21 protein-coding genes are annotated in these 22,751 nt (G+C 69.5%); 8 read left to right on the forward strand and 13 right to left on the reverse strand.

Annotated elements, in window-relative coordinates; all coding sequences use genetic code 11:
• Positions 1–19 precede the first annotated feature (19 nt).
• The 6 genes from EAS64_RS30360 to EAS64_RS30390 form a co-directional block, all read right to left on the reverse strand.
• Complete coding sequence (locus EAS64_RS30360) at positions 20–889, reverse strand: hypothetical protein (protein ID WP_145858604.1); 870 nt, start codon at positions 887–889, stop codon at positions 20–22.
• A 235-nt stretch (positions 890–1,124) separates the two neighbouring features.
• Positions 1,125–1,823, reverse strand: a complete 699-nt coding sequence (locus tag EAS64_RS30365; RefSeq protein WP_222849721.1) for a hypothetical protein — start codon at positions 1,821–1,823, stop codon at positions 1,125–1,127.
• Between the two features lie 565 nt (positions 1,824–2,388).
• On the reverse strand, positions 2,389–3,234 hold the full coding sequence (locus EAS64_RS30375; protein WP_145858609.1) for a hypothetical protein: 846 nt from the start codon (positions 3,232–3,234) through the stop codon (positions 2,389–2,391).
• Between the two features lie 404 nt (positions 3,235–3,638).
• Positions 3,639–3,860: a S41 family peptidase gene (locus EAS64_RS47670; RefSeq protein WP_369333568.1), complete on the reverse strand. Its 222-nt coding sequence runs from the start codon at positions 3,858–3,860 to the stop codon at positions 3,639–3,641.
• Positions 3,809–4,228, reverse strand: coding sequence for a hypothetical protein (locus tag EAS64_RS30385; protein ID WP_145858611.1), 420 nt, complete (start codon positions 4,226–4,228; stop codon positions 3,809–3,811). The genes EAS64_RS47670 and EAS64_RS30385 overlap by 52 nt, the downstream gene beginning before the upstream one ends.
• A gap of 203 nt (positions 4,229–4,431) precedes the next feature.
• Positions 4,432–5,880 (reverse strand): MFS transporter, encoded by a 1,449-nt coding sequence (locus EAS64_RS30390; RefSeq protein WP_145858613.1) that lies wholly within the window; start codon positions 5,878–5,880, stop codon positions 4,432–4,434.
• Between the two features lie 189 nt (positions 5,881–6,069).
• Between EAS64_RS30390 and EAS64_RS30395 the strand changes: the two genes are divergently transcribed.
• Together EAS64_RS30395 and EAS64_RS30400 are read left to right on the forward strand one after the other, a co-directional pair.
• Positions 6,070–7,065 carry a sigma-70 family RNA polymerase sigma factor gene (locus EAS64_RS30395; protein WP_145858614.1) on the forward strand — a complete coding sequence of 332 codons (996 nt, stop codon included), beginning with the start codon at positions 6,070–6,072 and terminating at the stop codon, positions 7,063–7,065.
• A gap of 164 nt (positions 7,066–7,229) precedes the next feature.
• On the forward strand, positions 7,230–7,478 hold the full coding sequence (locus EAS64_RS30400; RefSeq protein WP_222849722.1) for a hypothetical protein: 249 nt from the start codon (positions 7,230–7,232) through the stop codon (positions 7,476–7,478).
• A gap of 15 nt (positions 7,479–7,493) precedes the next feature.
• On the opposite strand, the gene EAS64_RS30405 is transcribed toward EAS64_RS30400, so the two are convergent.
• Positions 7,494–7,943: a DUF1269 domain-containing protein gene (locus EAS64_RS30405; protein ID WP_145858615.1), complete on the reverse strand. Its 450-nt coding sequence runs from the start codon at positions 7,941–7,943 to the stop codon at positions 7,494–7,496.
• A 227-nt stretch (positions 7,944–8,170) separates the two neighbouring features.
• On the opposite strand from EAS64_RS30405, the gene EAS64_RS30410 reads away from it, so the two are divergent.
• Both EAS64_RS30410 and EAS64_RS30415 read left to right on the forward strand, forming a co-directional pair.
• Entirely contained in the window at positions 8,171–8,614 is a 444-nt protein-coding gene (locus EAS64_RS30410; protein WP_145858617.1) for a CBS domain-containing protein, read from the forward strand.
• A 49-nt stretch (positions 8,615–8,663) separates the two neighbouring features.
• Positions 8,664–12,368: an FHA domain-containing protein gene (locus EAS64_RS30415; protein ID WP_145858619.1), complete on the forward strand. Its 3,705-nt coding sequence runs from the start codon at positions 8,664–8,666 to the stop codon at positions 12,366–12,368.
• Positions 12,369–12,440: 72 nt separating this feature from the next.
• Here the strand turns inward: EAS64_RS30415 and EAS64_RS30420 are convergent, their stop codons facing one another.
• Positions 12,441–13,703, reverse strand: coding sequence for a beta propeller repeat protein (locus EAS64_RS30420; RefSeq protein WP_145858620.1), 1,263 nt, complete (start codon positions 13,701–13,703; stop codon positions 12,441–12,443).
• 85 nt (positions 13,704–13,788) lie between these two features.
• Here EAS64_RS30420 and EAS64_RS30425 point away from each other — a divergent pair, with 85 nt between their 5' ends.
• The 4 genes from EAS64_RS30425 (at position 13,789) to EAS64_RS30440 (ending at position 17,576) form a co-directional block, all read left to right on the forward strand.
• The gene (locus tag EAS64_RS30425; protein WP_145858622.1) at positions 13,789–15,231 is read left to right on the forward strand and encodes a DUF2786 domain-containing protein; all 1,443 of its coding nucleotides are present in this window, start codon (positions 13,789–13,791) and stop codon (positions 15,229–15,231) included.
• A gap of 221 nt (positions 15,232–15,452) precedes the next feature.
• A complete protein-coding gene (locus EAS64_RS30430) occupies positions 15,453–15,860 on the forward strand; it encodes a TrmH family RNA methyltransferase (protein ID WP_281283348.1) in 408 nt (135 codons plus the stop codon).
• A 46-nt stretch (positions 15,861–15,906) separates the two neighbouring features.
• On the forward strand, positions 15,907–16,563 hold the full coding sequence (locus tag EAS64_RS30435) for an RNA polymerase sigma factor (RefSeq protein ID WP_145858625.1): 657 nt from the start codon (positions 15,907–15,909) through the stop codon (positions 16,561–16,563).
• Positions 16,560–17,576: a CU044_5270 family protein gene (locus EAS64_RS30440; protein WP_145858627.1), complete on the forward strand. Its 1,017-nt coding sequence runs from the start codon at positions 16,560–16,562 to the stop codon at positions 17,574–17,576. Before EAS64_RS30435 ends, EAS64_RS30440 begins: the two co-directional genes overlap by 4 nt.
• Before the next feature lie 65 nt (positions 17,577–17,641).
• Here the strand turns inward: EAS64_RS30440 and EAS64_RS30445 are convergent, their stop codons facing one another.
• From EAS64_RS30445 to EAS64_RS30465, 5 genes are all read right to left on the reverse strand, one after another.
• Positions 17,642–18,229, reverse strand: a complete 588-nt coding sequence (locus EAS64_RS30445) for a hypothetical protein (RefSeq protein ID WP_145858629.1) — start codon at positions 18,227–18,229, stop codon at positions 17,642–17,644.
• 89 nt (positions 18,230–18,318) lie between these two features.
• A complete protein-coding gene (locus EAS64_RS30450; protein ID WP_145858631.1) occupies positions 18,319–18,840 on the reverse strand; it encodes a hypothetical protein in 522 nt (173 codons plus the stop codon).
• 9 nt (positions 18,841–18,849) lie between these two features.
• Entirely contained in the window at positions 18,850–19,179 is a 330-nt protein-coding gene (locus EAS64_RS30455; RefSeq protein WP_145858632.1) for a nickel-binding protein, read from the reverse strand.
• A gap of 69 nt (positions 19,180–19,248) precedes the next feature.
• Entirely contained in the window at positions 19,249–22,014 is a 2,766-nt protein-coding gene (locus EAS64_RS30460) for a helix-turn-helix transcriptional regulator (RefSeq protein WP_145858634.1), read from the reverse strand.
• A 60-nt stretch (positions 22,015–22,074) separates the two neighbouring features.
• Positions 22,075–22,608: an MFS transporter gene (locus EAS64_RS30465; RefSeq protein ID WP_246115923.1), complete on the reverse strand. Its 534-nt coding sequence runs from the start codon at positions 22,606–22,608 to the stop codon at positions 22,075–22,077.
• Positions 22,609–22,751 lie beyond the last annotated feature (143 nt).

Consider the following 22,751-nt stretch of genomic DNA (forward strand, 5'->3'; position numbering starts at 1 on the left):
TGTGCGGCGGGTGCCAAGGTCAGCGCTTGACGAAGAGGTCGCGGATGTTGGCGAGCAACAGCATGGTGGCGGCCAGCATGAGCAGAGCGGCTGCGGCCGTCCGCCAGTGGCCCAGCGCTGCCCAGGCCACCAGCCACACCGTTGCGGCGACGACGGCAGCGGCGAGCAGTTCCGCGACGAACCGCCCCAGGTGACCTCTGGCGAACGCCTCCGCGCACAGCATGATCACCGCCAGGCCGCCGACGACTGGCACGTACTCGCCGAGGTGACCGAGGATCACCACGGCGAACCCGGCGAGCAGGAATGATGCCGAAACGGCGGACCACTCCCCCAGCACCCGGCGGCGGGTGCGCACCGGGTCGACGTTCGGCAGTGCCCGGTGCCGCAGGTGCGCGTGCGGCTCCTCCTGCGGGAGGCCGTGGACGGATGAGCGCGTCAGCGCCTCGCGTTCCTCGGCGAGCGCCAGACGGCGGCGGCGCGCCTGCTCGACAGAGGTCTCCAGCGCGGCCAGCGCGGCCGGGTCCCTGGTGATCCCGTCCCTGCTCATTGTCCGGGAGCCGGCGCGGACCCGGCGCAGCTCATCGCCGCGGTCGCCGACTTCGGCCGCGGCCGCAGCGAGCTGGACGTCTAGCTCCGTAATCCGGTCCATGACTGCTTTCCGCTCCGCCCCCGGCGAGGGTGCTTCCTTATCCAGGCCTGCCCATCCCACCGGGTCGGACCAGCAGAGCCGCACTGACCCGTCGCGCTCGTAGCGCGGGCCGGCCGGCGCGCGCTCCCCGCCGAACGGGTCGCGAGTGTCTAGCCCCCACAAGCCCCGGTAGTCCCTCAGCCAGGGCGTCTGGTCGTTGACGACCACTGGGCGCCACTTCTTATCCTCGCCGGATCCCACGCAGGGACCGTCGCCCCGGCGGTAGTCGATGAACGGGATGCCGAGTGCGGTGCCGGCGTGCGTGCGTGTCCACGGCAGAAGCAGCCGACTCAGGTGGCGCAGCGAGGCGAGCAGCCGCCCAAGTTCGGGCGGCTCGACGGTGACCAGGTAATCCCCCGGCAGGCAGGCCCCCGAATGCGACCCAGCGCCGGCGAAGACGACCGGGTGGGTGTCCCGCCACTCCAGGTCGGGATCGTCAGATGGGCGGCAGAACAGGTCCGGCGGGTCCGGCAGGAAGACAGTGGACCTGCTCCCAGTCGGCCTCGTGGTCGTTGACGCCGCCGAAGGTCGACCGCCAGTCGTTCATCGCGTAAAAGAACCAGTACTGCAAGGCAACGAAACCCCGGTCCCGGGTGACCCGGCCATAGTACGGGCAGCTGTCCGGGTCGGCCTGAGCCCGGTATTTCTGCTCGGCTGCGGCCGCGGTGCCGCCGGGCACCCGTCCGCGCAGCAGGAGCGACAACCGCATCGCCGCGTCGATGAACCGGCTCAGCAGGCCGACCGCGGCGAACCGACTGCCCCCAGCCGCCAGTTGCGCGCGCCCCGCATCACGCCGCCACGCGCGGAACTCGCTCCGGCCTAGCGGGCGCTCCACAAACCGAAGCGAGAGGTCCCGCCCTGTCGCCGCGCTGGTCTGAGCCAGGCGAGCCGGCGTCAGCTCTCCCGGCGTGCACAGCTGCTCCGCGCCGTCGCGCGGCCCGGCGCCCCCGGGGACGGCCGACCGCCACAGACTGCAGTTGCCCAGATAGCCCTCAACCGACATCGGCAAGAAAAGCTCGCCGAGGGTAAAGCGCAGCACTGGCTCGTAATGCCGCAGCAACTGAAGATCGTCCTCTGCCCCCATCCCTGCGGCGGGAGCAGTCACGCCCGCGGGGGACAGCCCGTCACTTGCCATCACGCCGTACTCCCATCTTCGCTCAAGGTTAGACATCATCTGGCGGGTCACGCCAGAAGGTGACCCGGGCGGTGGTCTCTGGCATCCCAGGCACCCAGGGATCCCCGGGCCTGACGACGGTGACGGTAAGACAGCCGCGGCAGGCCCCTGCGCGCAGGCGCAATCCGCCGCAGCGCGCCGGTTCCGCACTGATCCGTCGTCCCCGCCAGGGCGGCCGGCAGCGGACGAGCCGGTCACCGACGCCTCGACTCTGCACCAATCGGGCTCACGGCTGCTCAGATGACGTCGCTGCCCACGGCGAGCACATGGCCCGCCGCTCGACTCGGGACGCGGGGGTGGTGCCGGCCTACTCGGGCGACCCCGCCGACCTGGCGCCCGAGGAGCGCGCCTGGAGCGCAAGCTGCTCCACGATCCGAAGGCCCACCCGGGCAGCCTGCACACGATTACGTGCCCGCGCCAGCCCGCCTGAGGTCCCCCACGAGGCCAAGCATGCCCAGCGCTGGTTGCGGCTATGTAACAACTGGGGAACGGGAGCCCAAATGGTGCAGGCCAGGCCCGTGCGGCGCTACCGCTGGTGGAGCTTGCCCTCGATCCTGACCGCCTCCGCGACCCGGGCGGCGGCCTCGTCCGGCGTCGCCGCGTACCCGGCGAACGCGCGCTGCAGCCCGGCCGCCCGCCGGTAGGCGTCGCGGGCGTTGCTCCGGCCGGAGCCGGTGAACTTGTCGCCGAGGTCCTCGAAGACCGCGGCCTCCAGGCTGGTATGGGGCTCGTTGTCCGCCGCCGCCCCGGGGAACGGCCCGAACGTCGTCAGCAACTGCACCGCGTCCAGGGAAAGCCCGGAGTGCAGCCAGTCCTGCACGTCCTTGACCGCCAGGGCCGGGTTACCGTCGAACCGCCAGCCATGCGCCTCGCAGGCCCGCTGTACCCGGGCGGGCGAGTACCCGTTCAGCGGGATGAAGCCGCCCCGGCCGAGGAAGATCAGCTTCGGCTTCCTGGCCCGGGCGTAGAACGTGAACTTCGGCAGCAGCCGCAGCGTGTCACCCTCGTGCCGGGGAAACGTGAACACCCGGGTCTGCGGCGTGCTCGCGGACGGCCTGCGCGGGGCTCGCCTGCTGGCCAGGGGCCGGCTGACGATCACGTCCCGGCCGATTTCCATGCGGCTCGTGCGCACCAGCCCGGCGATCAGCCCGGCCAGGCTGATCAGCGCGAAGACGCCAAAGAACACGGCCGCCGCGATCCGCCCGCCCGTGGTTTCCTGGCTGCCCTCCGAGACCGTCAGGACGAGGATGAAAAGCAGCGTGAGGCAGCCGAAAATCACAGCCGCCCCGGTGTTGCGGCCCCGAATGACCGTGGCGCCAGCCGACGGCTCCGCGCCGGCCCCAGGCGGCCGACCGTACCCTTGGTCTTGCACAGCGCCAGCCTAGCCCGGCGCGGTGGCACTAGGAGCACTTCGGCCTGCTGCACACCACGCTGCCCGGTCCTGCCGCCTTGACCGGCGGGTCGTTCGGCCCGGAAGGCGGCCTGGTCGCCCCGCTGGCGCGTTCTTCCTGCTGCGACGGGCCGCCCGGGCGGGCAACCTGCGCCGGAGGGAAAGGCGCAGGGCGCAGGCTGGCCCAGGCCGATTACGGCCTGGATGCGGTTGCCGTCACCGACTCCGGCGAGGTGACGGTCCGCAAGAACAGCGGGAAGACTGCAGGCCAGCTCGGCAGGGTCCCTTCGCCCTGGCGATGAAGGTCTTAACTGGTCCCGGCTGGGCCGTCGAGCTCCACCGTGGCCGACGTGTCAAGGCTCGCGCATCTACGGTGCGCGTGTAGTTCATCGGGCGGGGGATGACGAAATCCTCTCGAGCGCGCACTGATAGGCGACGTCGAGAGCCACCGGCCCCGTCAGGACGTACACAGGGCGATCGAGGTAGCGCTGGCCGGGCACGTAGGGAAGCGTCCAGAACTGCTGGGTCTGCCCGGCGGTGCGCCGGTAGACATCGGTCAGGTGAACGCTCTCCCCTTCCGGGAAGAAGTAGCTGCACCAGTAGGCCATGCCGTAGGTCGAGCCACCGCGGTTCTCTCGCAGGTCCAGGATGAGCGCCCGCGTGTTCGCTCCACCCGCCGGATCCCCTGGTTCTCCGAGCGGGCGAGATCGGCGAAGAACTCCTCGTCCTCCTCCGCGCCGCCAACCTCCTGCAGTTCGTCACTCCACAACAGGCGCAGATGCTTGTCGTTGGTGACCTGCTGGAGGTCCTCGGTCACCAACTCGCACAGAGTTTCTGCCCGCAACGCTTCGTACAATCCTGCGGCCAGCCGATCCCGGACGAAGTCCGCTGTCTGGATCGCCTTGTCCTCGTCTATGTACTCAGTCAAGATGCGGGCGAGCGCTGCGTCGATGATCTCAGAGTTGGTCATGCCCATAGCGCGTCACGCTACTTGTGTTCTCCTCGATGAGATGCCCAGCCCTCCTCCTAGGCCTGGTCGCCGACCGGCACCGACCGACGATCCACGGCGGCGCGGGCCGTGACCGGATCTACAGATCCTCGTCGCCGAACTCGACGCCGGACTTAATGCCATATCCGCGCAGGTGGCGGATGCCGTGTGCCGGCACCCGACACGCCGGGTTAAACCTCCGCGGCTGCTGGCTGGGGCTTCTGGGCTGTGCGGGCAACCGCCTTGGCCAGCTCGTTACGCCGAACCAGGAGGTATGTCACGGGGACACCGCACAGGCCGATCAAGCCGCAGGCCCAAAACGCCCAGTGGAAGCCGCTGGTCAGCGCGGCGGCTGGCGCGGCGCCTTGGCGCAGCAGGGTGCTGGCCTGGGTGGCGGCGAGCGTGGACGCGATCGCGACGCCGATCGCCCCGCCGAGCTGCTGTGAGGTGTTGAGGAGCCCGGAGGCCAGGCCGGCCTCATGCTCGGCGACCCCGGCCAGGGCGGCGATGGAGACTGGGATGAAGGCGAATGCGGTGCCGATCCCGACGATGACGAACGGGCCGGCCAGGTTGGCCCAGAAGTGCCCGTGCACGGGCACCTGGGTGGCCCACAGCACGCCGCCGCCGATCATGGCCATGCCGGCCGCCATCACGAGCTTCGCCCAGCCGCGGGTGACCAGCGCCTGCGACAGGCCCGCGAGGGCGACCGAGGTGAGCGACGTCGCCAGCCAGGCCAGGCCGGCCTTCAGCGCGGAGTAACCCAGCACCTGCTGCATGTACAGGGTGCCGATGAAGATGAACGCGAAGAAGCTGGCGCCCAGCAGCACGCTGACGGCGTTCGCGCCCGCCAGCGTCTTGTTCTGGAAGATCCGCAGCGGCATCAGCGGCGCCTCTACGCGCGTCTCGATGACCAGGAAGGCCGCGAGCAGGGCGGCGGACACCGCCAGCAGCGCGATCGTCCGGGCCGTGCCCCAGCCAACCTGCGGGGCGGTCGAGATCGCGTAGACCAGCAGTGACAGGCCGCCGGTGACGGCGACCGCGCCGAACGGGTCGTAGCGCCTGCGCGCTGTGGCGAGCCGGCTCTCCGGCACGACGCGCGGGGCGAGCAGCAGCGCGGCGGCGCCGATCGGGACGTTGAGGAAGAAGATGTACTGCCAGCCGGCGTAGCGGGTGAGCAGGCCCCCTGCAATCAGTCCGACGGTCGCGCCGCTGGCTCCGATGGCACCCCACACGCCCAGCGCCTTGTTCCGCTCGGCGCCCTCGGGGAACATGTTCATCACGATCGACAGCGCCGCCGGGAGCACAATCGCGGCGCCGAGCCCCTGCAGGCAGCGCATCGCGATGAGGAACCCCTCCGCGGTCGCCAGCCCGCAGCCCAGCGACGCCGCGCTGAACACGGCTAGGCCGATCATCAGCATGCGGCGGCGCCCAAGCAGATCCGCGGCACGGCCGCCGAGCAGCAGGAAACCGCCGAAGGTGAGCGCGTAGCCGGTGACGACCCACTGCAGGCTCGATTCCGGCATGTGCAGCTTGACGCCGATAGTTGGCAGCGCCACGTTGACGATCGCGAGGTCCGCGATCGTCATGAAGAACGAGACAGCCAGCACCGCGAACGCGCGCCAGCGATGAACCTGAGTCATGCCCTGCCCCCTGCTACTGAAGTCGATGATGCGGCCGTCAGCCGCGTACGCCACTACAGATCCGAGACGCACGGGAAACTGACCGCGGGACACGCGCGCGGATGGATGTGCTGCAGGCCGGTTAGTTTCGCGGCCGGGCCGGATCTCTACCAGTGACGGCTTGGCACGCGATGTTCGGAGGGAGGGGCCATGGCAGTGAGCGAGGATTTCGCGCGTCTCACCGATCCCTTCCGGCCTGAGTTGCTTGCGCACTGCTACCGGATGCTGGGCTCGGTCCACGATGCGGAGGACCAGGTGCAGGAGACCATGATCCGTGCCTGGCGGTCCTACGGCGACTTCGAGGGGCGGGCGTCGCTGCGGACCTGGCTGTACCGGATCGCGACCAACGCCTGCCTGCGCGCACTGGAGAACAGCGGCCGCAGGCCGTTGCCGTCCGGCCTTGGCGGCCCGAGCGAGTACCCGGAGGCTCCGCTTGCCGCGCCGCGGCCGGAGATCCCGTGGCTGCAGCCCATTCCCGACGCGCTGGTCAGCGCCGGGTTCGCCGATCCAGCCGAGATCGTCGCGTCACGTCAGCGCATGCGGATCGCCCTGATCGCCGCCTTGCAGTACCTACCTCCCCGGCAGCGCGCCGTGCTGATCCTGCGCGACGTGCTGCGCTGGCGGGCCACGGAGGTCGCCGATCTGCTCGGCACGACAACGGTCGCGGTGAACGGCACGCTGCAGCGGGCTCGGGCCCGGCTGGAGCAGGCGGCACCTGAGGAGGACCTGATCCGCGAGCCCGCTAACCCGGCCGACGTTGCCCTGCTCGACAGGTTCGCGACGGCGTTCCAGGATGCCGACGTCGCTGCGGTCGTGGAGCTGCTGCGCGAGGACGCCGTCTTCGAGATGCCGCCCGAGGTGACCTGGTTCACCGGCCGGGAGCTGATCGGGCGCTTCCTGCGAGCCCGGGTCCTTACCCGACCGGGCCGCCTCCAGATGATCCCGGTGGCCGCCAACGGCCAGCCCGCCTTCGCCGTATACGAGCGCCACCACGACGGCGTCTATAGGGCACACGCGATATGCGTGGTCACCATCGCCGGGTCGCGTGTCGCACGGGCCACCTTCTTCAAGGACCCTGGCCTATTCGCGACGTTCGGCCTGCCGCAGACCCTCCCGGCTGCCGTGACCTCGTTGCCCGGCCGATGACCGCCCAGCGCGTGTCGCCGCCGGGTTGGCTGCGAGGCTCGCTGGGCTGTACCGCGCGGTGTGGCGGGGGGAGGATGGGAGGGTGGAATCGCTGGCCACTATCTGCCCGAGCGCTTTGGCCTTCTCGTCGGCCGGCCGAACTGGCCCGCGCTATCGGAGCCCGGGTGGAACCGGTGCTCATTCCCTGGGATTGCGCGGACGGCCTCTACGAGGCCTACTGGCGCCGGCCCGAGGCGTACCTGGACGAGCACGTCCGCCGCGGAATGTCGATCTGGGCCAGAGTCGGGCCGGCCGCCGAGCAGCGGGCAGTCCGCAGCCTCCGTGATGACCTAGCATCCGGCCGAGGGGAACGCAACCGCGACCTCGTCGAACTCGACGCGGCAGAGCTTGGCGAGCGGCTGCTTATCGCCTGATCCAGCGATTCCCGCTTACTGGGTTCTCTGCGGCGGCGGACCTTGACCCCGGCTGATCGCCTGGCTGATGGCCTCCTTCAGCTGGTCCTGTTCGGGAACCGACAAATCGCTGCGGATTAGCTCGATGTCCCGTCCCAGTCCCTGGAACGTCCCGGCTATCGCGTCAATCTTGGCGTTGGCGGTCATCATCACGATCACCGAGGTTCCCGGCGTCATGTCGCCTCGGGCCGCGTCGATCATCGAGCCGTCAACTACCGCGTTCTTGCGCCTGCCCATCAGGGCGGAAACCTTGCTCATCTCCTCGGTAACGTGCTCCTGCACGATGGGCTGGGCGGCCCACCGAGGCCAGCGGATCACCGTGACATCCTGCAGCTCGATGAGGTCCTGGGCGGCCAGGGCCTTAAGCTTGACCACCGCGTCATCGGCGCCCTCGGTGCCGCTGAACCGCCATGCTGAAGTTTGCATCGTCTGCTCCTTCCCCCGGTGTCAGACATGCCAGAACCGTCCCCGTTGCCGGATGTTCCCCGGCCCGCGGCCGCGCACACCTCCCGCACCTCCAGGCGCGCGAAAGCTGCCCGGTTCGCAAAAAGGGCAATACAGCCGTGTCCGGAGGGCTAGGACGATTCGCGGCTTTACCACTAACATTTAAGAAAGTTCTAAGGCCTCTGACTGGTCCATGAAGGGGTGGGCGTGTGCTGGTCAGCGACGTGATGACGGCGTTTCCCGCGTACATACGGCTCGGGGCGACTATCCGGCGGGCAGCCGAGATGGTCAGCGTTTCTGAAGTCGGCCATCTGATGGTTCTGGATCACGACGGCCGCTTCGTCGGGTCGCTGTCCGAGGAGGACGTGGTGCGGGCCATGCTGCCCGGCTTCGGAGACGTAACCGCCGCCGGGGGCACGCTCGCGGACGCGTTCCGCATTTTCCTTGAGCGCGGCCGTGCCCTCGCCGATCGTGTCATCGATCCGCTCGTCGTGCGCGACGCGGCGACGGTCCGGCCGGCCGACGACCTCGCCAGGGCAGCGATCGTGATGATCGACCGCGGGATCCGGAGACTTCCCGTGGTCGATGACGGTGCCCTGGTGGGCACGCTGTCCCGGGCCGATCTGTGCCGCGCGGTGATTTACCATTCCTGAAATCCGGCTTACCCTCATCGATCGCCACACCCGCGACATCGGCCACCGGGTGTGCGCGCTGCCGGCGACCCTCGGCCGCGACAGTGGCGCCGCGGCGGTGGTCCTCGACGATCCCGACGTCTCCCGGCGGCACGCGCGGATCGAGATGGCCGGCGACGAGTTGGTGGTCGTAGACCTCGGCAGCACCAACGGGACCCACGTCAACGATAAGCGAGTGACACGCCACGTGCTCGTCCCCGGCGACCGAGTGCGCATCGGCCGGTACGACGTCACGTGGTCCTTCATTGACTCAAGCGCGACGAGACTCATCGACCCCGGCCAGCTGACCGCCGTCCGGCAGGCTCCGCTTGAGGGCGTGGCGGCGCGGCGCGTGGTGCAGGCCGCGGAAGCGCACAACAAAAAGTCCGGGCACGAACTCGACGGCTTCCTGTCGCTGGCGCACGGATTCCTGCCCGCAGAGCAGCCGCTGCTCGCGTTCCCGGAATCGCACCGGGCCTGGGACGACATGACCGATCAGCTCCCAGACCTGTTCCGGCGGCTGTCCCTGCGCCGGGCGTTCGATGCGATGCCAGTGCTTGATGCGTCGCCGGCTGCCTTGCCTGACCGGTACCTGCTGCGCGCATCGACTTTGCTCGGGGTATTCGCCCACGCCTATCAGTACATGGCGATCGATCCACCGCCGGCGCTGCCGGACTCGCTGTTGCGACCGTGGACGACCGTTTCGCGTCGGCTGGGCAAGAAGGTCCCGGCTGTCTCCTACATCGACCTGTTCTTCTATAACTGGCGGCTCCGAGACCCAGCCGGGCCGCGGATGCTGGACAACATGGACCTGCTGGTGCCGACCTGGAACAACGCGGCCGAGCGCGTCTTCTACCTGGTGACCACTGAATTCGCGATGGGCCTTACCCCAGTCCTCGGCGCCATGCTTGACGCACAGGAAGCTGTGGTCGCCGACGATCCGGCGGCGCTGGAGGGAGCGCTGCTGGTCATCCTCGACCAGCTGCAGTACGTGACCCGTACCATCTACCCGCAGATTGATCCCAACTTGCGGGGCAGGTATGCGCTCGACCAGGTGCTGTGGGCCAAGACGGTCGGCACCGCCGGCGTCCCGATCTTCGATGGCGCGCCCAGCCCGAGCGGCACCGCGCAGCCGCAGATCCACGCACTTGACGCGTTTCTCGAGCGTCAGGACTTCGCGTCGGTGGTCGGTCAGCAGAGCATTTACCTCGCCGGGTTCTTTCCGCGTCACTGGCAGGAGCTGGTAGCCGCCCTGCGCGAGGTGTCGGTACGCCAGTACATCGAGCGCAGCCGCAGCGGCGCCTTGCGCGGCGTCTACAACGCGATGCTTGACGCCTACCTCGGCGACCGCGGCTGGATGGGACTGCATCGCGTCAAGGCGTACGGCTTCCTTGAGGTGGCCTTCAAGGTCGGCAGGCAGGTGACCACCGGCGCCCGGTTCACCGGGTTGTTCAAGGACAGGACCTGGGACAAGGTCGACAACGAGCTGGCTTTTGTCCGGGAAGAGCGCCGCCCGCCGGTTGGACCGCCCGTCGTGTTCGGCACCGCCCGCAGGGGCCGCGTCGTGACCGCTGAATCTGGTGCCTGGACCTGTTACCTGGAGATCGACGTCACCAGTCAAGGGGTGTACCACCTGCCGGGTGACCGGGTCGGCGTGCTGGCCGAGAACGACCAGGACCTGGTGCGCCGCACCGTGGCCGCGCTGCAGGCAACCGGCGACGAACTCGTGCGGCTCACTCCGGAATGGAAGGCGGCGGTGGCCTGCCGGGAAGGATACAGCGAAACCGACCTGCTGCCACTGCGGACGTTGCTGCGCTTTGCCCAGCTCCGCCCGGTCACCCGCGCGGTGGCGAAACGACTGGTGAAGCTGACGGCCGTCGGTGCGTGGCAGCGAGTGGTTGACGCCCGCATGGAGGATCAGTGGGAGCTGTGGGACGTCCTGAACCTGTTGTATGCGGGGGGATATGACGTCACCCGGCTGTGGAAGGCCGATCCTGGCGAGGACGACGCGTTCTGCGCGGTGATCCCGCCCGAGCCTTTCCGGCTGTACTCAATCGCTTCGGCGGCGGCGCCTGGCCAGCCGGCGACCGCGCTCCGGCTAGTAGTCGCCGGCCTGGGTTACTCCTCCGCCCAGACGCCCTGGTCATACCCCCGCCCACGGCAGGGAACGGCATCGCATTTCCTGCGCCGGGCGAGCGTCGAAGGGCAGCACCGGCTGTCACTGCAGATCGTCTCCGCCCCGCGGTTCCGGCTGCCTGCCGATCCTGCGACGCCGGTCGTGATGTTCGCGGCTGGCTCGGGGGTCGCCCCCTTCCTGGGATTCGTCGCCGCGCGCACCGGCTCCGGCGAGAACCGGCTCTATCTGGGCATCAGGACACCGGAAGAATTCGCCGTGCAGGCAGATCTGGACGCGGCGGCCGCCGCGGGCCGGCTGAGACTTTCCGTCGCCTTCTCCCGCGCCGATGCCGCGGTCAGCTTCGACGGCCAGCGCCATGTTGTCCAGAGCGGGCAGCGACGCCGGGTAGACGACGTCATCCGCGCCGAAGCAGACAGCCTGTGGGATCTGCTGCGCCCCACGGCCGAGGGCGGTCGCGGCGCCTTTGCCTATGTTTGCGGCACCGCTCGATTCGCGGTCGCGGTGCGCGAGGCACTGGCCGGCATCGTGCCTGGTGACGGAGCAGAATTCCTCCGCCAGCTGGTGGCGGACGGACGTCTCGGCGAGGACGTATTCACCACCTATCTCGGTCACGCCCAGCAGGGTCGCCGCTTCGAGGTATCGGAACTGGCCACCCACAACGCCCCCGGTGCGCCCTACTGGATGGCGATCAGCGGCGCGGTCTTCGATGTCACCGAATTCCAGCACCTGCACATCGGCGGGGCGCACATCGTCCGCAACCACGTCGGGCTCGACGCGACCGCCGCCTACCGGAAAGTCCTGCACGACGCGCACTCCGAAATCGACGCACAGCTCGCCATGTATGAGATCGGCCATCTGCGCAGGCTCGACTTCCGCGACCGATGGGGCGTGGTGCTCACCGAAGACGGCCTGCATGCGATGTCGCTTGAGGACCTGTTCCGGACCTGGGTGCGGTTCGTTTACCTGCTGGTCGGTATGGAAAATGCGCTGAATGCCGACTACGCGTTCGTGGCGATGGTGACCACCCTGGGCGAGGATGCTAAGCAGCTGACGCCCTTCAAGGCGCAGTACGTGATGGAGGCGCACCGGCGGTTCCTCATCAGTTACCTCGACGGCCTGGTTCACGACGACCTGCGCAACCTGTGGCAGCTGACCGTCGGATTCTGTGACCCGAACCTGGATATCCGGTCCTTCGACACCGAACTTGCCGCCACCTTGGCGCGCCCGGAGGTCGCACTGGTCCGTCGTTCTGTGGGCTCGGTCAAGAAGCAGCTGCTCGCCGGGGAGGACTTCGGGCGGGTCGCGGCGATGTGCCGCAGCTACGCGCACATGGACGTCCAGCTCCTGCGCGACCTGAAGAACACCGTGCTAGAGGGAATCCGTGCCTTTGAGGCGCACGAGGCCGATGTCGTCGAGCACGCCGGAGCCACCGTGCTGAACGCGGCGCGTCAGACGCTCGATGTGGTGTCGGCCTACTACAAGCGCCTGGCCGAGTACACGCGCGGCCACGGCATCGACGCCGGCGAAGCGGTCGAGGAGGTCATCCCGGCCGACCGGGGCATTCCTGGGCACGGCGGCCCGCTCGCCCTTCCCGACTGAACATGTACACGCCGGAGCCTCGCCGGTGCGCCCGCGTCAGCTGCTGCGCCTGCGTCAGCAGCTCTGCCCGCGTCAGCTGCTGCCCGGAGGCTGGCTCGGGGGCGCGGGGCAGCCAGGGCCAGCGGGGCTGGCGCAGAAACCGGGGGGCCAGGTCCAGGCTTTCCCGTCCCAGTGCTCGATGACGGCGGTGCCGCCGCCGCCGACCGAGGAGGATCCGACAGCCCAGGCGCTGTCGGCGGAGGCGGCGGTCACGGCGGTCAGGTCGCCAGTGGCTGGGCTGGGGACTAGCGTCCAGGCCCGGCCGTCCCAGTGCTCGATGACGGTCGTCAGCGAGTGCCCTGGGCGCAGGCTTCCGGTACCGACTGCCCAGGCGCTGGCGGGAGACAGCGCTGCCACGGCGCGCAGAGTACCCCCGCCAGCCAAGTGCGGGCTGGGTACCCTCGCCCACGCCCGGCCGTCCCAGTGCTCGATCAGCGCGCCTTCCCCGCCTCCGCCAACTGCCCAGGCGCTATCCGGGGAGGCTGCGGCCACGCCCATGAGCGCTGCCCCGCCGCGGATGGCCGGGCTGGGCACCGCAGTCCATGCATGGCCATCCCAGTGCTCGATCAGGAGGAGCGAGATGCCAGTGGCGGGGCTGGTGTAGCTGCCGACGGCCCAGGCACTGTCCGCGGATGCGGCGGCCACGCGGTTCAGCTGCGCGCTCTGCCCGGGACTGGGACTGGGCACCCGGGTCCAGGCGGTGCCGTCCCAGCGGATGATCCAGGTCTTGCCGCCGTTTGTTCCGCCGACCGCCCAGGCATCCCGGGCTGACACCGCGGCAACGCTGTAGAGATCGGCGCCGATGCCGCTGCCCTGGGGACCCGGTGACGGCGTGGGCACCACTGTCCAGGCCCGGCCGTTCCAGTGCTGGGCAAGGGGCTGCCCTGCGGTCACGCCGACTGCCCAGACGTCATGAGGGGACACCGTCGCTACCGCAGCGAAACTGCCGGGAGGGTTGCCCGGCTGGCCTTTAAGGAGAGTGAGCACCTTTTCGGTCCACGCGCTGCCGTTCCAGCGCACCGTCATCGGGTCGGTCATGGGGGTGCTGCCGACCGCCCACACGTCGGCAGCTGACAGCGCTGCCACCCCGTACAGGCCGCCGCTGATGATCAGCGATGAGGCCCGCCCCGGCGCCGGCAGGCCAGCCTGCTGGCTTGGCCCGGGCGTCCCCGCCCCGGCGCCGGCACCTTGCCCGGCTGCCGCGCACGAAGCCAGCACCGTGGCTGCCGCAGCTGCCGCTACAGCACCGAGGACCCGGTTCCGCTGCGTCTTCCCGCATTCCCGCGACACGCTCATGAGCTCAGTATCAGCAGCCGCCGCTCGCGCGCGCCTGAGTACGAATGCTCATCCCTGCTAGGTACCGGCACCGTAAGCTCGCTCCATGGGCAAGGCGGGCAGGCAACGGCGGCAGAAGAAGGAGCAGTCTCGCCAGCGCGCCCGTGCGGCGGCCGACAGGCCGACGTCCGTGCCCTTCCGGTCGCAGCCGGAGCAGGTATCGGAGCTCGTCGGGGGTGCTATCGAGGCCGTCTGCTCCGGTGACGAGCGAACCTACCGTTCCGCCCTGGATCAGCTGGCGGCGGAGCGATCCGCGGAGTGGACCCAGACGGTCAGCCGCGTTCTCGCCGAGGCCATGCGCTCCCAGGTGGCGCAAGCTTGGCGCGGCGGCTGGCAGCCAGCCGAGCTGGCCAGGCACTTCGGCCGCGAACTGAGTGCGGCGCACGCTGCGATGATCGCGGACATGATCACCAACGAGGCGCACACCTACGCCGCCGCCACCATCGATCCCCGCTGGGCCGATCAGGTAGCAGGGCTGCGCGCCACCTCCTACGGCCCGGCTGCCTATGAAGGGCCGAACTGGTGGGGGAGCGACGGCGATTACCTGACCGCGTGGAAGGCACAGAGCACCGACCCCACGTTCTGGGCTGCCGTCGCGACGGCGATCGAGACTGTGCATCTCTTCGGCCACCTGCAGCGGCTGGAGCTGCTCCTTCCGCTCCCGGGGACGGTCCGTCGCGCCGGGGCGCGCAAGCCCGGGAGCGCGCCGGCCCGCGCAGGCACCGCGAGCGCGGCCGACGACCGGATGCTTGGCCGGATTCGCGCGCTGCTTGCCAAGGCCGAGTCAACGGACTTCGCCGAGGAAGCCGAGGCACTCTCTGCCCGGGCGCAGGAGCTGATGGCCAAGTACAGCATCGACCACGCGCTGCTCGCCGCGCGGTCCGGTGAGCGCGAGGAGCCGTCCGGCCGCCGGATCCCCGTCGACAACCCCTACGAGGAGCCGAAGGCTACCCTGCTGAACGTCATCGCCCTGGCCAACCGATGCCGGGCGGTCTGGTCGAAGGATGTCGGCCTGATGACGGTGGTCGGGTTCCCTGCCGACCTGGACGCGGTTGAACTCCTCTTTACTTCGCTGCTTGTGCAGGCCAACACGGCGATGCTGCGCGCCGGAGGCAAGAAGGACGAGTTTGGCCGCAGCCGCACGCGGGCGTTCCGCCAGTCGTTTCTTGTCTCGTACGCGATCCGGATCGGCGAGCGACTAGAAGAAGCGACTGCCCACGCCACTGCGGAGGCCGTCGATGAACTGGCCGCAGTCGAGCGGGACGGTGCCGGGACGGTGCGTTCGGGCGCCGACCTGGTGCCGTTCCTGGCCGCACGGCAGCAGGCCGTTGACGAAGCCGTCGGCGAATTGTTCGGCGGGAACGTGAAGCGCGGCCGCGCCGCCCGGGTTACCGACGCGGAGGGCTGGGCATCGGGCCGCGCTGCCGCCGACCTCGCCAAGCTACATGACCGCCAGCCAGTGACGAATGAGTCGTCAACCGGCAGTTGATCATGAAGCTGCGGTCATCGGTAAAGTGGTGGCGACAGCATTTCCGGTGATGGCCTTGGTGCGCCGCTAAGCACCGTATCTATGAGATCGGAATCAGCTCGTCGCGCATCGTGAGCGGGGCGCGCGTCACTCCTCGTAAGGAGATCAAGCGCCAGCGCAGGAGGCATTCGCACTCCTGCTGGGATCACCTGATAATCGCCCCGCTTTGGCCCAAGTACGGGGTGAACCTCGGCACCCTGCTCCGGACGTGCGATGCGGTCGGGGCGTGCATGGCGGTACCGAAGTTGCCATGGATGCCCGAGGCCTTGGACAAGGGCAATACGCTGCGACGTCCTGCGTGCGTGCACTGGACGGGCCGGGATCCGATCGCCTGGCTCAGCCGGCATCGAGAGCAGGGTTCGCGGATTGTCGGCGTCGAACTCGCCGACGAGGCGATCAGGCTGGCGGACCTGGCTGCCGCGAGAGAGCGGACCGTCGTCGTCCTGGGGCACGAGCACGACGGGATTCCGGACGACGCGATGGAACTGATCGACGTCGCCATCGAGATTCCGATGGTCGGCACCGGGGCCAGCCTCAACGTGGCCGTTGCGGGCTCGCTGGTCCTGTACCGGCTGGCAGGGTTCCTGTAGGAAGGATGGCGGGAACTCTGCAGCACTAGCCGGACAGGGCAGGTGTATGGAGCCAAACCTGCGTGGCCGGGTGCGCGACGGTGACCCGGATGCTTTTGGCGCGCTGTTCGACAACCACTCACGCGCGGTCTATAACCTTGCGTTCCGGCTGACTGGAAGCTGGGTCGAAGCCGAAGAAGTCGTATCGCTGACGTTCCTCGAGGCCTGGCGGCTGCGGGCTCGGGTGGAGCTCGACGGTGAATCGCTGCGGCCGTGGCTGCTGGGTATCACCGTCAACGTCGTCAGGAATTTCTCCAGGGCGGCGCGACGGCACAAGGCGGCGATGGCCAGGCTGCCCGAGCCGGCTGCCGTGCCGGACTTCGCCGACGAGATCGCCGAGCGCATCGACGACACAGCCCGCTTGGCCGCACTGCGCGCCGCGTTCGGCAGGCTCAGGCCGGCCGAGCAGGAAGTGATCGCGCTATGCGTGTGGGCGGGACTCGACTACGCAGCCGCGGCGGAGGCACTGGACGTCCCCATCGGAACCGTCCGGTCGCGCCTGCACAGGGCGCGCGGGAAGCTGCGGCAGATGGCCATCGAACCGCGGGGCGATGGGACGCCGCGGCAGTCCGGCGGCTGCGTCGGGGAACCCGGTCGTCGCGGCGAACAGCTACCAGGTGACGGCAACAGAGCAGCCCGGTCAGCCCTTGGAGGTACCCAGTGAACGGCAACGAGATCAGTGAACTAGCGAGCATGCTGCCCTCTCCCGCTTCACGCGATCTGCCGGACGACCGCGCGAACGTGCTGCGGGAGCACATGATGACCGAATTCCGGCGAGCACCGGAGAGGAACACCGCAGTCCCTGCGCGCATTCGCCGACGACTGGCCCGGCGTCCGTCGCGGATGGCGCTGGCGGGTGCCTGCGTGGTCGCCGTGGCCGCCGCGGCCGGCGGTTTCGCGATTGTTTCCGCAACGAGCTCGCCGGGCGGGGCCACCCCAGCGGCGGCTCGGCTGCTCGCCCGGATCGCCACCGCGGCTGAGCAGCAGTCCAGCCCGCAGGTACGTGACAGCGAGTTCATGTACATCCGCAGCGAGGTTGCCTTCGCCAGCTACACCAACGGTTCGCCGACTCCGACGATGGATAAGCTGCACGAACGCCAGGTCTGGCTGCCGGTAGCCAACGTCTGCGTCACCGGCCTGCTCATTGAGGAAGGCGAGAGCACTCTGCTCAGCCCCTACACGGTGATCAACGGGAAGATTGTCCATCCATCGCCCGGTGAGCCTGCTGTCAGGTGCGGCGAGGGGACGGTGAACGGACCCACCTACCGGCTGCTTCAGTCACTGCCCACTGATCCCAGGGCGCTGCTCAACCTCATCTACGCCGACACGCAGGGCGAGGGACAGGCGGTGGGGCCCGATGGCGAGGCCTTCACCACCATCGGCGACCTGATCCGCGAGGCTATCGTGCCGCCGCGAACCGCTGCGGCGCTGTACCGGGCGGCCGCCCTTATCCCCGGCGTCACCCTGGTCGGCCACGTGACAAATGCCGTTGGACGGCCCGGCATCGCCATCGCCTGGACCAATAGCCAGGGCCGCAGCGAATGGATCTTCGACCGGGCCACGCTGCAGTTCATCGGCGAGCGGGACTACGACAACAACGCACACCAGGTGACCGGAGACACGGCGATCCTGCAGCAGGCCTTTGTCGCCAAGCCAGGGCAGTTCCCCAAGCGCTAGCGGCTTTCACCGCACACCGCGGCGACCGGTGGTACGGAAGGAACCTCCGTACCACCGGTCGAAACCTACAGTTTTGCCGCTGCGGTCTTGGCGACTGCGACGGCCGCATCCTGCGCACCAGTTCCGCCGAACAGGACGCTGACGAGCGTCGTTCCCTTGATGAAGAGCAGCGTGCAGAATTTATCGGTGCCCGCCTTGAACGCGCTGTCGCCGATGCCGGGCACGTCGGGCACGCCCTTGGCCTTCGCCTGTGCACGCGACTTGTCGTAGAGTGCTTTGCCGTCCGTCTTCATGCTGACTATGAGCGCACCGCCGTCGTAGATGCACTCAGAAAGGGCTGAGCTGCCGCCCGCCGTTCCGCGGCCTGCCGGCCTGCCGAGAGCCGTGCTCGCATCCTGTTCGGTGACCAGCCCGCACGCGGTCATGCCACTGCCGCCAGCCTCCGCGGCGGCGGCTGTGGCAGCAGGGGTTGCCGCGGTAGTAGTCGCAGCGGGGTTAGCGGCGGCAGGGATTGCCGCGGAAGAAGCCGCCGAAGAAGTCCCAGCGGGGTTTGCGCCAGGGGGCGCGGTGGAAGTTTTTGCCGCACCGCAGCTGGCCAGAAGCAAGCAGCCTGCGGCGGCGAGCAGGACTCTGCGTGTGCCGGTTCCGATCATGATGATCTCCTTTGCCGGCCGCGGATCGCGGCCGTGAGCCGAACGCGAATCGCGTCGGAGTTGCTGCGGTTGGCTGGAGAACCCTGCTGTTAGGCGGGCGGTCCTGGCGGGATGATCGGGGTGAAGACCACGGTGGTCCCGCTGGTCTGGACACGGCACGGGCCCGGCGGGTGGATCGAGACAACCGCCAGGCCGGACCAAGTCGCCGTCCCCGGTGGCGCGAGGAACGTGTCAATGTTCACCACTCCGCCCGCGGTCGTGATGCTCGTGCGCGAGTACCCGGGAAACCCAGGCGGACCAGGCGGGATGGCGAACGGGATGCCGAGCACCAGGGTCCTGGGGGCCGTCGGGGTGAGCTGCACGGTGACGACGTTCTCGGCGCTCACCGCGATGGCGACCGGGCCGAGCGGGGTATTCACCGAGTCCGTGATTACACAGGTGTCGGTGCCGGGGGCGCAGACGCTTGCGGCGCTTGCCGACGACGTGGCGAGGGCGGTCATTGCGCCGACAGTCAGCCCGGCGGCCAGCAGCAGCGATGCGAAGCGGCGGCCAGTTCGCTTGCGTGCCGGGTTGACGGGCTGGCTGACCAGCGGGTGCGGGAGCTGCGACATGGTGATCCTTCAGGTTTCGTCGGGTGCTGGATTGACCGGGTAGAGCTGGACCGCTTCCGCGATTCGGTCGAGCGCGAAGCTGGCCTCATCGTTCAGGGCGTGGATGACCTCGGCCGTCGCCGCGCGGAACAGGCAGAAGCAGGTGTCCTCGGCGGGCAGGTATACGGAGTGCAGGTACTGCACCCTCGAAGCGGAGCCTGACTCGGCGGACAACGCGCAGAGCCGAGCCGCGCGGGCGACGGACGACGCCAGGTTCCCGGCCGCCGCCGCCGGGAGGTACCGCTCCACGAGGAACACCGAGCTGGGGCTGTCCGGGTCGGGGCGGCGCAGTGTGGTCATGCCCGGAACGCTACGAGCGCAAGGTGCGATCCCGCGTCAGGGGAACTACGCAACTCTGATCCGCGGGGATCAGGCCGGCGGCCGCGCGGCAAGCTCGGTGCGCGACCGGATCCCGAGCTTGCGGTAAATCCGGCCCAGATGGGTCTCAACGGTCCGGACACTCGTGAACGTGGCCGCGGCGACCTCTCGGTTGGTCTTACCCACTGCCACCAGGTCGGCGATCCGCTGCTCGACGGGGGTGAGCTCGTATTCCAGCCGCCGTCGGCCGCCGATGCTGTCAAGTTCCGTTCGCGCCTGCCGTTCCTGAATCGGGGTCCCGAGGTTCAGGAACACGGCGCAGGCAGCCTCCAGCTCCCGGCGGGCGTGAGACCGCTGGCCTGCCCGCCGGAGCGTGTGGCCAAGCAGCAGGCGGGTTCGTGCCTCCTCGAAGGGCATAGGCAGTCGCTGATGGTCGACGAGAGCGCTCTCAAATAGTTCGACGGCTGCGGCTCGATCGCCAGAGGCGGCCCTCAGCAGGCCATGACAACGCGCTGCCATTACCGTCGACCACGGGTGGTGGTTGGCCTCGGTAGCGGCGTCGAGCTGCTGGGTCAGCCGCTCAGCGTCGGCAAAGCGTCCGAGCGCGACCAGCACCTCCACCGCGTCCGCGTGCACCCGGAGGATGGCCGGCTCGTTGATGCCAACCTCCTCGGACGAGATCAGCAATGCGCGAAGAAAGTGACCGGCAGCCGCTGGAAGGTCGCCTGCCATCAGTTCCACGGCGCCCAGGCTGCGCAGGTCCAGCGCCACCGCCGACACGAAGCCAACTGACTCGTCTGCGGCGAGATCATGCTCGCCGAGCGCACGCGCTTCTCCGACGCGCCCTCGATGGGCCAGTGCCAGCACATGCACCGAGGCAGGCATGGGAGCGCGGATGCCCATCCGCTCGGCGTGATTCCTGCCCTCCGTGGCCAGCGTGACGGCGAGGTCGTACTCACCTGCCCAGCATTCGAGGGCGGCGAGGTGCCCGAGCGTGATGGGCAGCGCGCTGTCATCCCCCTCGTCGACGGCGCAGGTGCGCATGACCTGCAGCCAGGCGCGTGACTCCGCGAAGCGGTCGACAACCTTGAGGTACATGCCAAGGGCGAGGCCGGCCCGGTCGCTGACCGGGACCGGTTCTGCCTGTGCCTGCAGGGCCACGGCGCGTTCTAGAGTCGAGACCGCCAGCCCTCGTCCCAGCCGGAACCGGTGCATGGCCACGTTCGTCAGGGCGTTCGCGAGCAGGCCGCCGGGCGGAGCGGGCATGGCCTCAAGCAGTTCCACCGCCGCCTCGGCGTGGAACAGGTCGACAGCGGTCCCGGAGGGGCTTGTCTCAGCGAACGTAGCGTGGCTGCGGGCTAGCAGCAGCTTGTCCTCGCCCGCCTCGGCGAGTGCCTGCTCGCACCAGCGCGCGACGTTGGCATCTCCGCTCTCCCACGACGCGATCGATGCGGCAAGCAGTAGTGCGTCTACCCGTGTCGGCCCCGGCGGTGTCGCGTCGATCGCACCGGCGAGCAGTTCTCGTGCCGCTGCCGGGTCACCAAGCAGGAAGAGGTATCGTGCCGCCTCGACGGTCCGGCGCAGGCGGTCAGGATCGCTCGTCGCGGTACGGCTGAGTGACAGTTGGGCAAGCTCGGCGGCGGCGTCGATGCTGCCACGACGGCGGGCATGCCGGGCCGCGGAGTCGAGAGCGGCCGCGACGGCGGATGACGGCTCGGCCGAGCCAAGTGCGGCGTGCCGTGCGCGCTCCTCGGGATCGGCCACCGTTCCCGCCAGCCGCTCGTGCAGCGCCCGGCGAGCGGCCAGAGTCAGGTCCGCGTACGGGATCGACGCGATCAGCGGATGCGTGAAACGGACCCGCTCACCGTCGACCTCAAGGACCCCCGCGGTCACGGCTTCCTCCAGGCATCGCGCCGCCGCCGCGGCGTCCCCCACCGCGGCGGCCACGGCGGTGACCGTGGGTTGCGCGAGTGCGGCCGTCAGCAGCAGTGCCTCGCTTGTCTGCGGTGCGAGCCCGCGGAGCCGCTCGGTGACCAGGACCCTGAAGTCGGCCGGCACTGGGAGAGGATCAGACGCCGAGAACTCCGCGCCCCGACGCTGCAGCGCACGGGTCATCTCCAGGCACATCATCGGATTCCCGCCGGTGGCCCGGTGGAGCCGGGTGAGCATCGGCCGGGCCAGCGGCTCGCGCAGCCGGGTCTGGATGATTCGCTGCATCATGCCGACGCTCGCCGGACCTACCACGAGTCGCTCGCCAGGCAGGCCAAGGTCCGCGGTGACAGGACTGGCGGCGTCCGTGCGGCAGGACGCGATGAGCCGCACCGGCTCGCGGTCCAGCCGCCGGAGCGCGAAGGAGAGAACGCTGCGGGAGCTGATATCCAGCCACTGAATGTCGTCGATTGCGAGCAGGACCGGCCCGGACCGGGCGAGAGCCCGGAGCACGCCAAGCACCGCGACTCCGACGACCCTGCTGCCTGGCTCGCGATCGCCGTCACCGGAGATCAGCAGGGCAGCGGACAGCGCTCGTTGCTGGACGGCGGGCAGAGCCGCCAGCTCCGACGGGTCCAGCCCATCGAAGAGATCACCGAGACCCGCGAAGGACAAGGCCGCGTCCGACTGGCTGCAACGGCAGCTCCGGACCGCGGCCCCCGCCGCCTGAGCGTCCAGCAGAGCCTGCGCCCAGATCGCCGTCTTGCCGATGCCGGCCTCACCCGCGATGGTCAGCGAAGCCGGACCGGCGGCGTGGTTGCCTACGAAACCCCGCGCGACCGCGAGTTCCGCCTCGCGACCAACGATCGACTCATGGACGGGATTCAAGCCAATCGCCTCCGCGCGTTGGCGACACGGACCCGCGGTCCAGTGTCCCCAGGTGAGACGCTATCGCACCGCGGCGGCGGAAAGCAGGGTCGCGGCGGCCAGGGGGACCCACAGGGCGGCGGGGCCGTGGGCGGCGAGGACCGTGATGACCGCGGGAGAGATGGCCAGGCCGAATCCGGTGGACAGCTGGAATCGCGCCAGGGTGCGGCCGAGCGCCTCTTGCGGAGCGGTCGCCGTCACCAACGCGATGGAACTGCCGGCGTAGATAATCTCACCGACGGTGCAAAGCACGGACACGCCCACGAGGGCGGGCGCTGCCCAGCCGTGGCCGAGCTCGGCGCCGGCCAGGAAGCCCAGGTAGGAGACGCTGATCACGACCCCGGAGATGGCCATGGCGGTGCGGCGGGAGAACCGGGACATCCAGATCGTCACCGGGACCTGGAACGCGACCACGAGCGCCGTGTTCGCGGCGAAGGCGCCCGCCGCCCACGCCGGGGACGCGTGCAGCTGGGTGACAAGCACGAGCGGGAGCGCGACCTCGGGCACGTTGAGGCAGAACACGTAGCAGACGTTTGCGGCCAGCAGTAGGCGCATCCGCGGAACGGTGGCGGCGGGTCCGCGGTCAGCGAGGCCGCCGGGCTGGCCAGGCGCGTGCTGCCTGGGGTCAGCCCGGACGCGGACGGACCAGGCGAGGGCGGCCGACAGCAGGTAGCTCAGTCCGGTAACGCCCGCCAGCG

This window comes from Trebonia kvetii (assembly GCF_007827045.1).
In the GTDB taxonomy this organism is placed as follows: Bacteria; Actinomycetota; Actinomycetes; order Streptosporangiales; family Streptosporangiaceae; genus Trebonia; species Trebonia kvetii.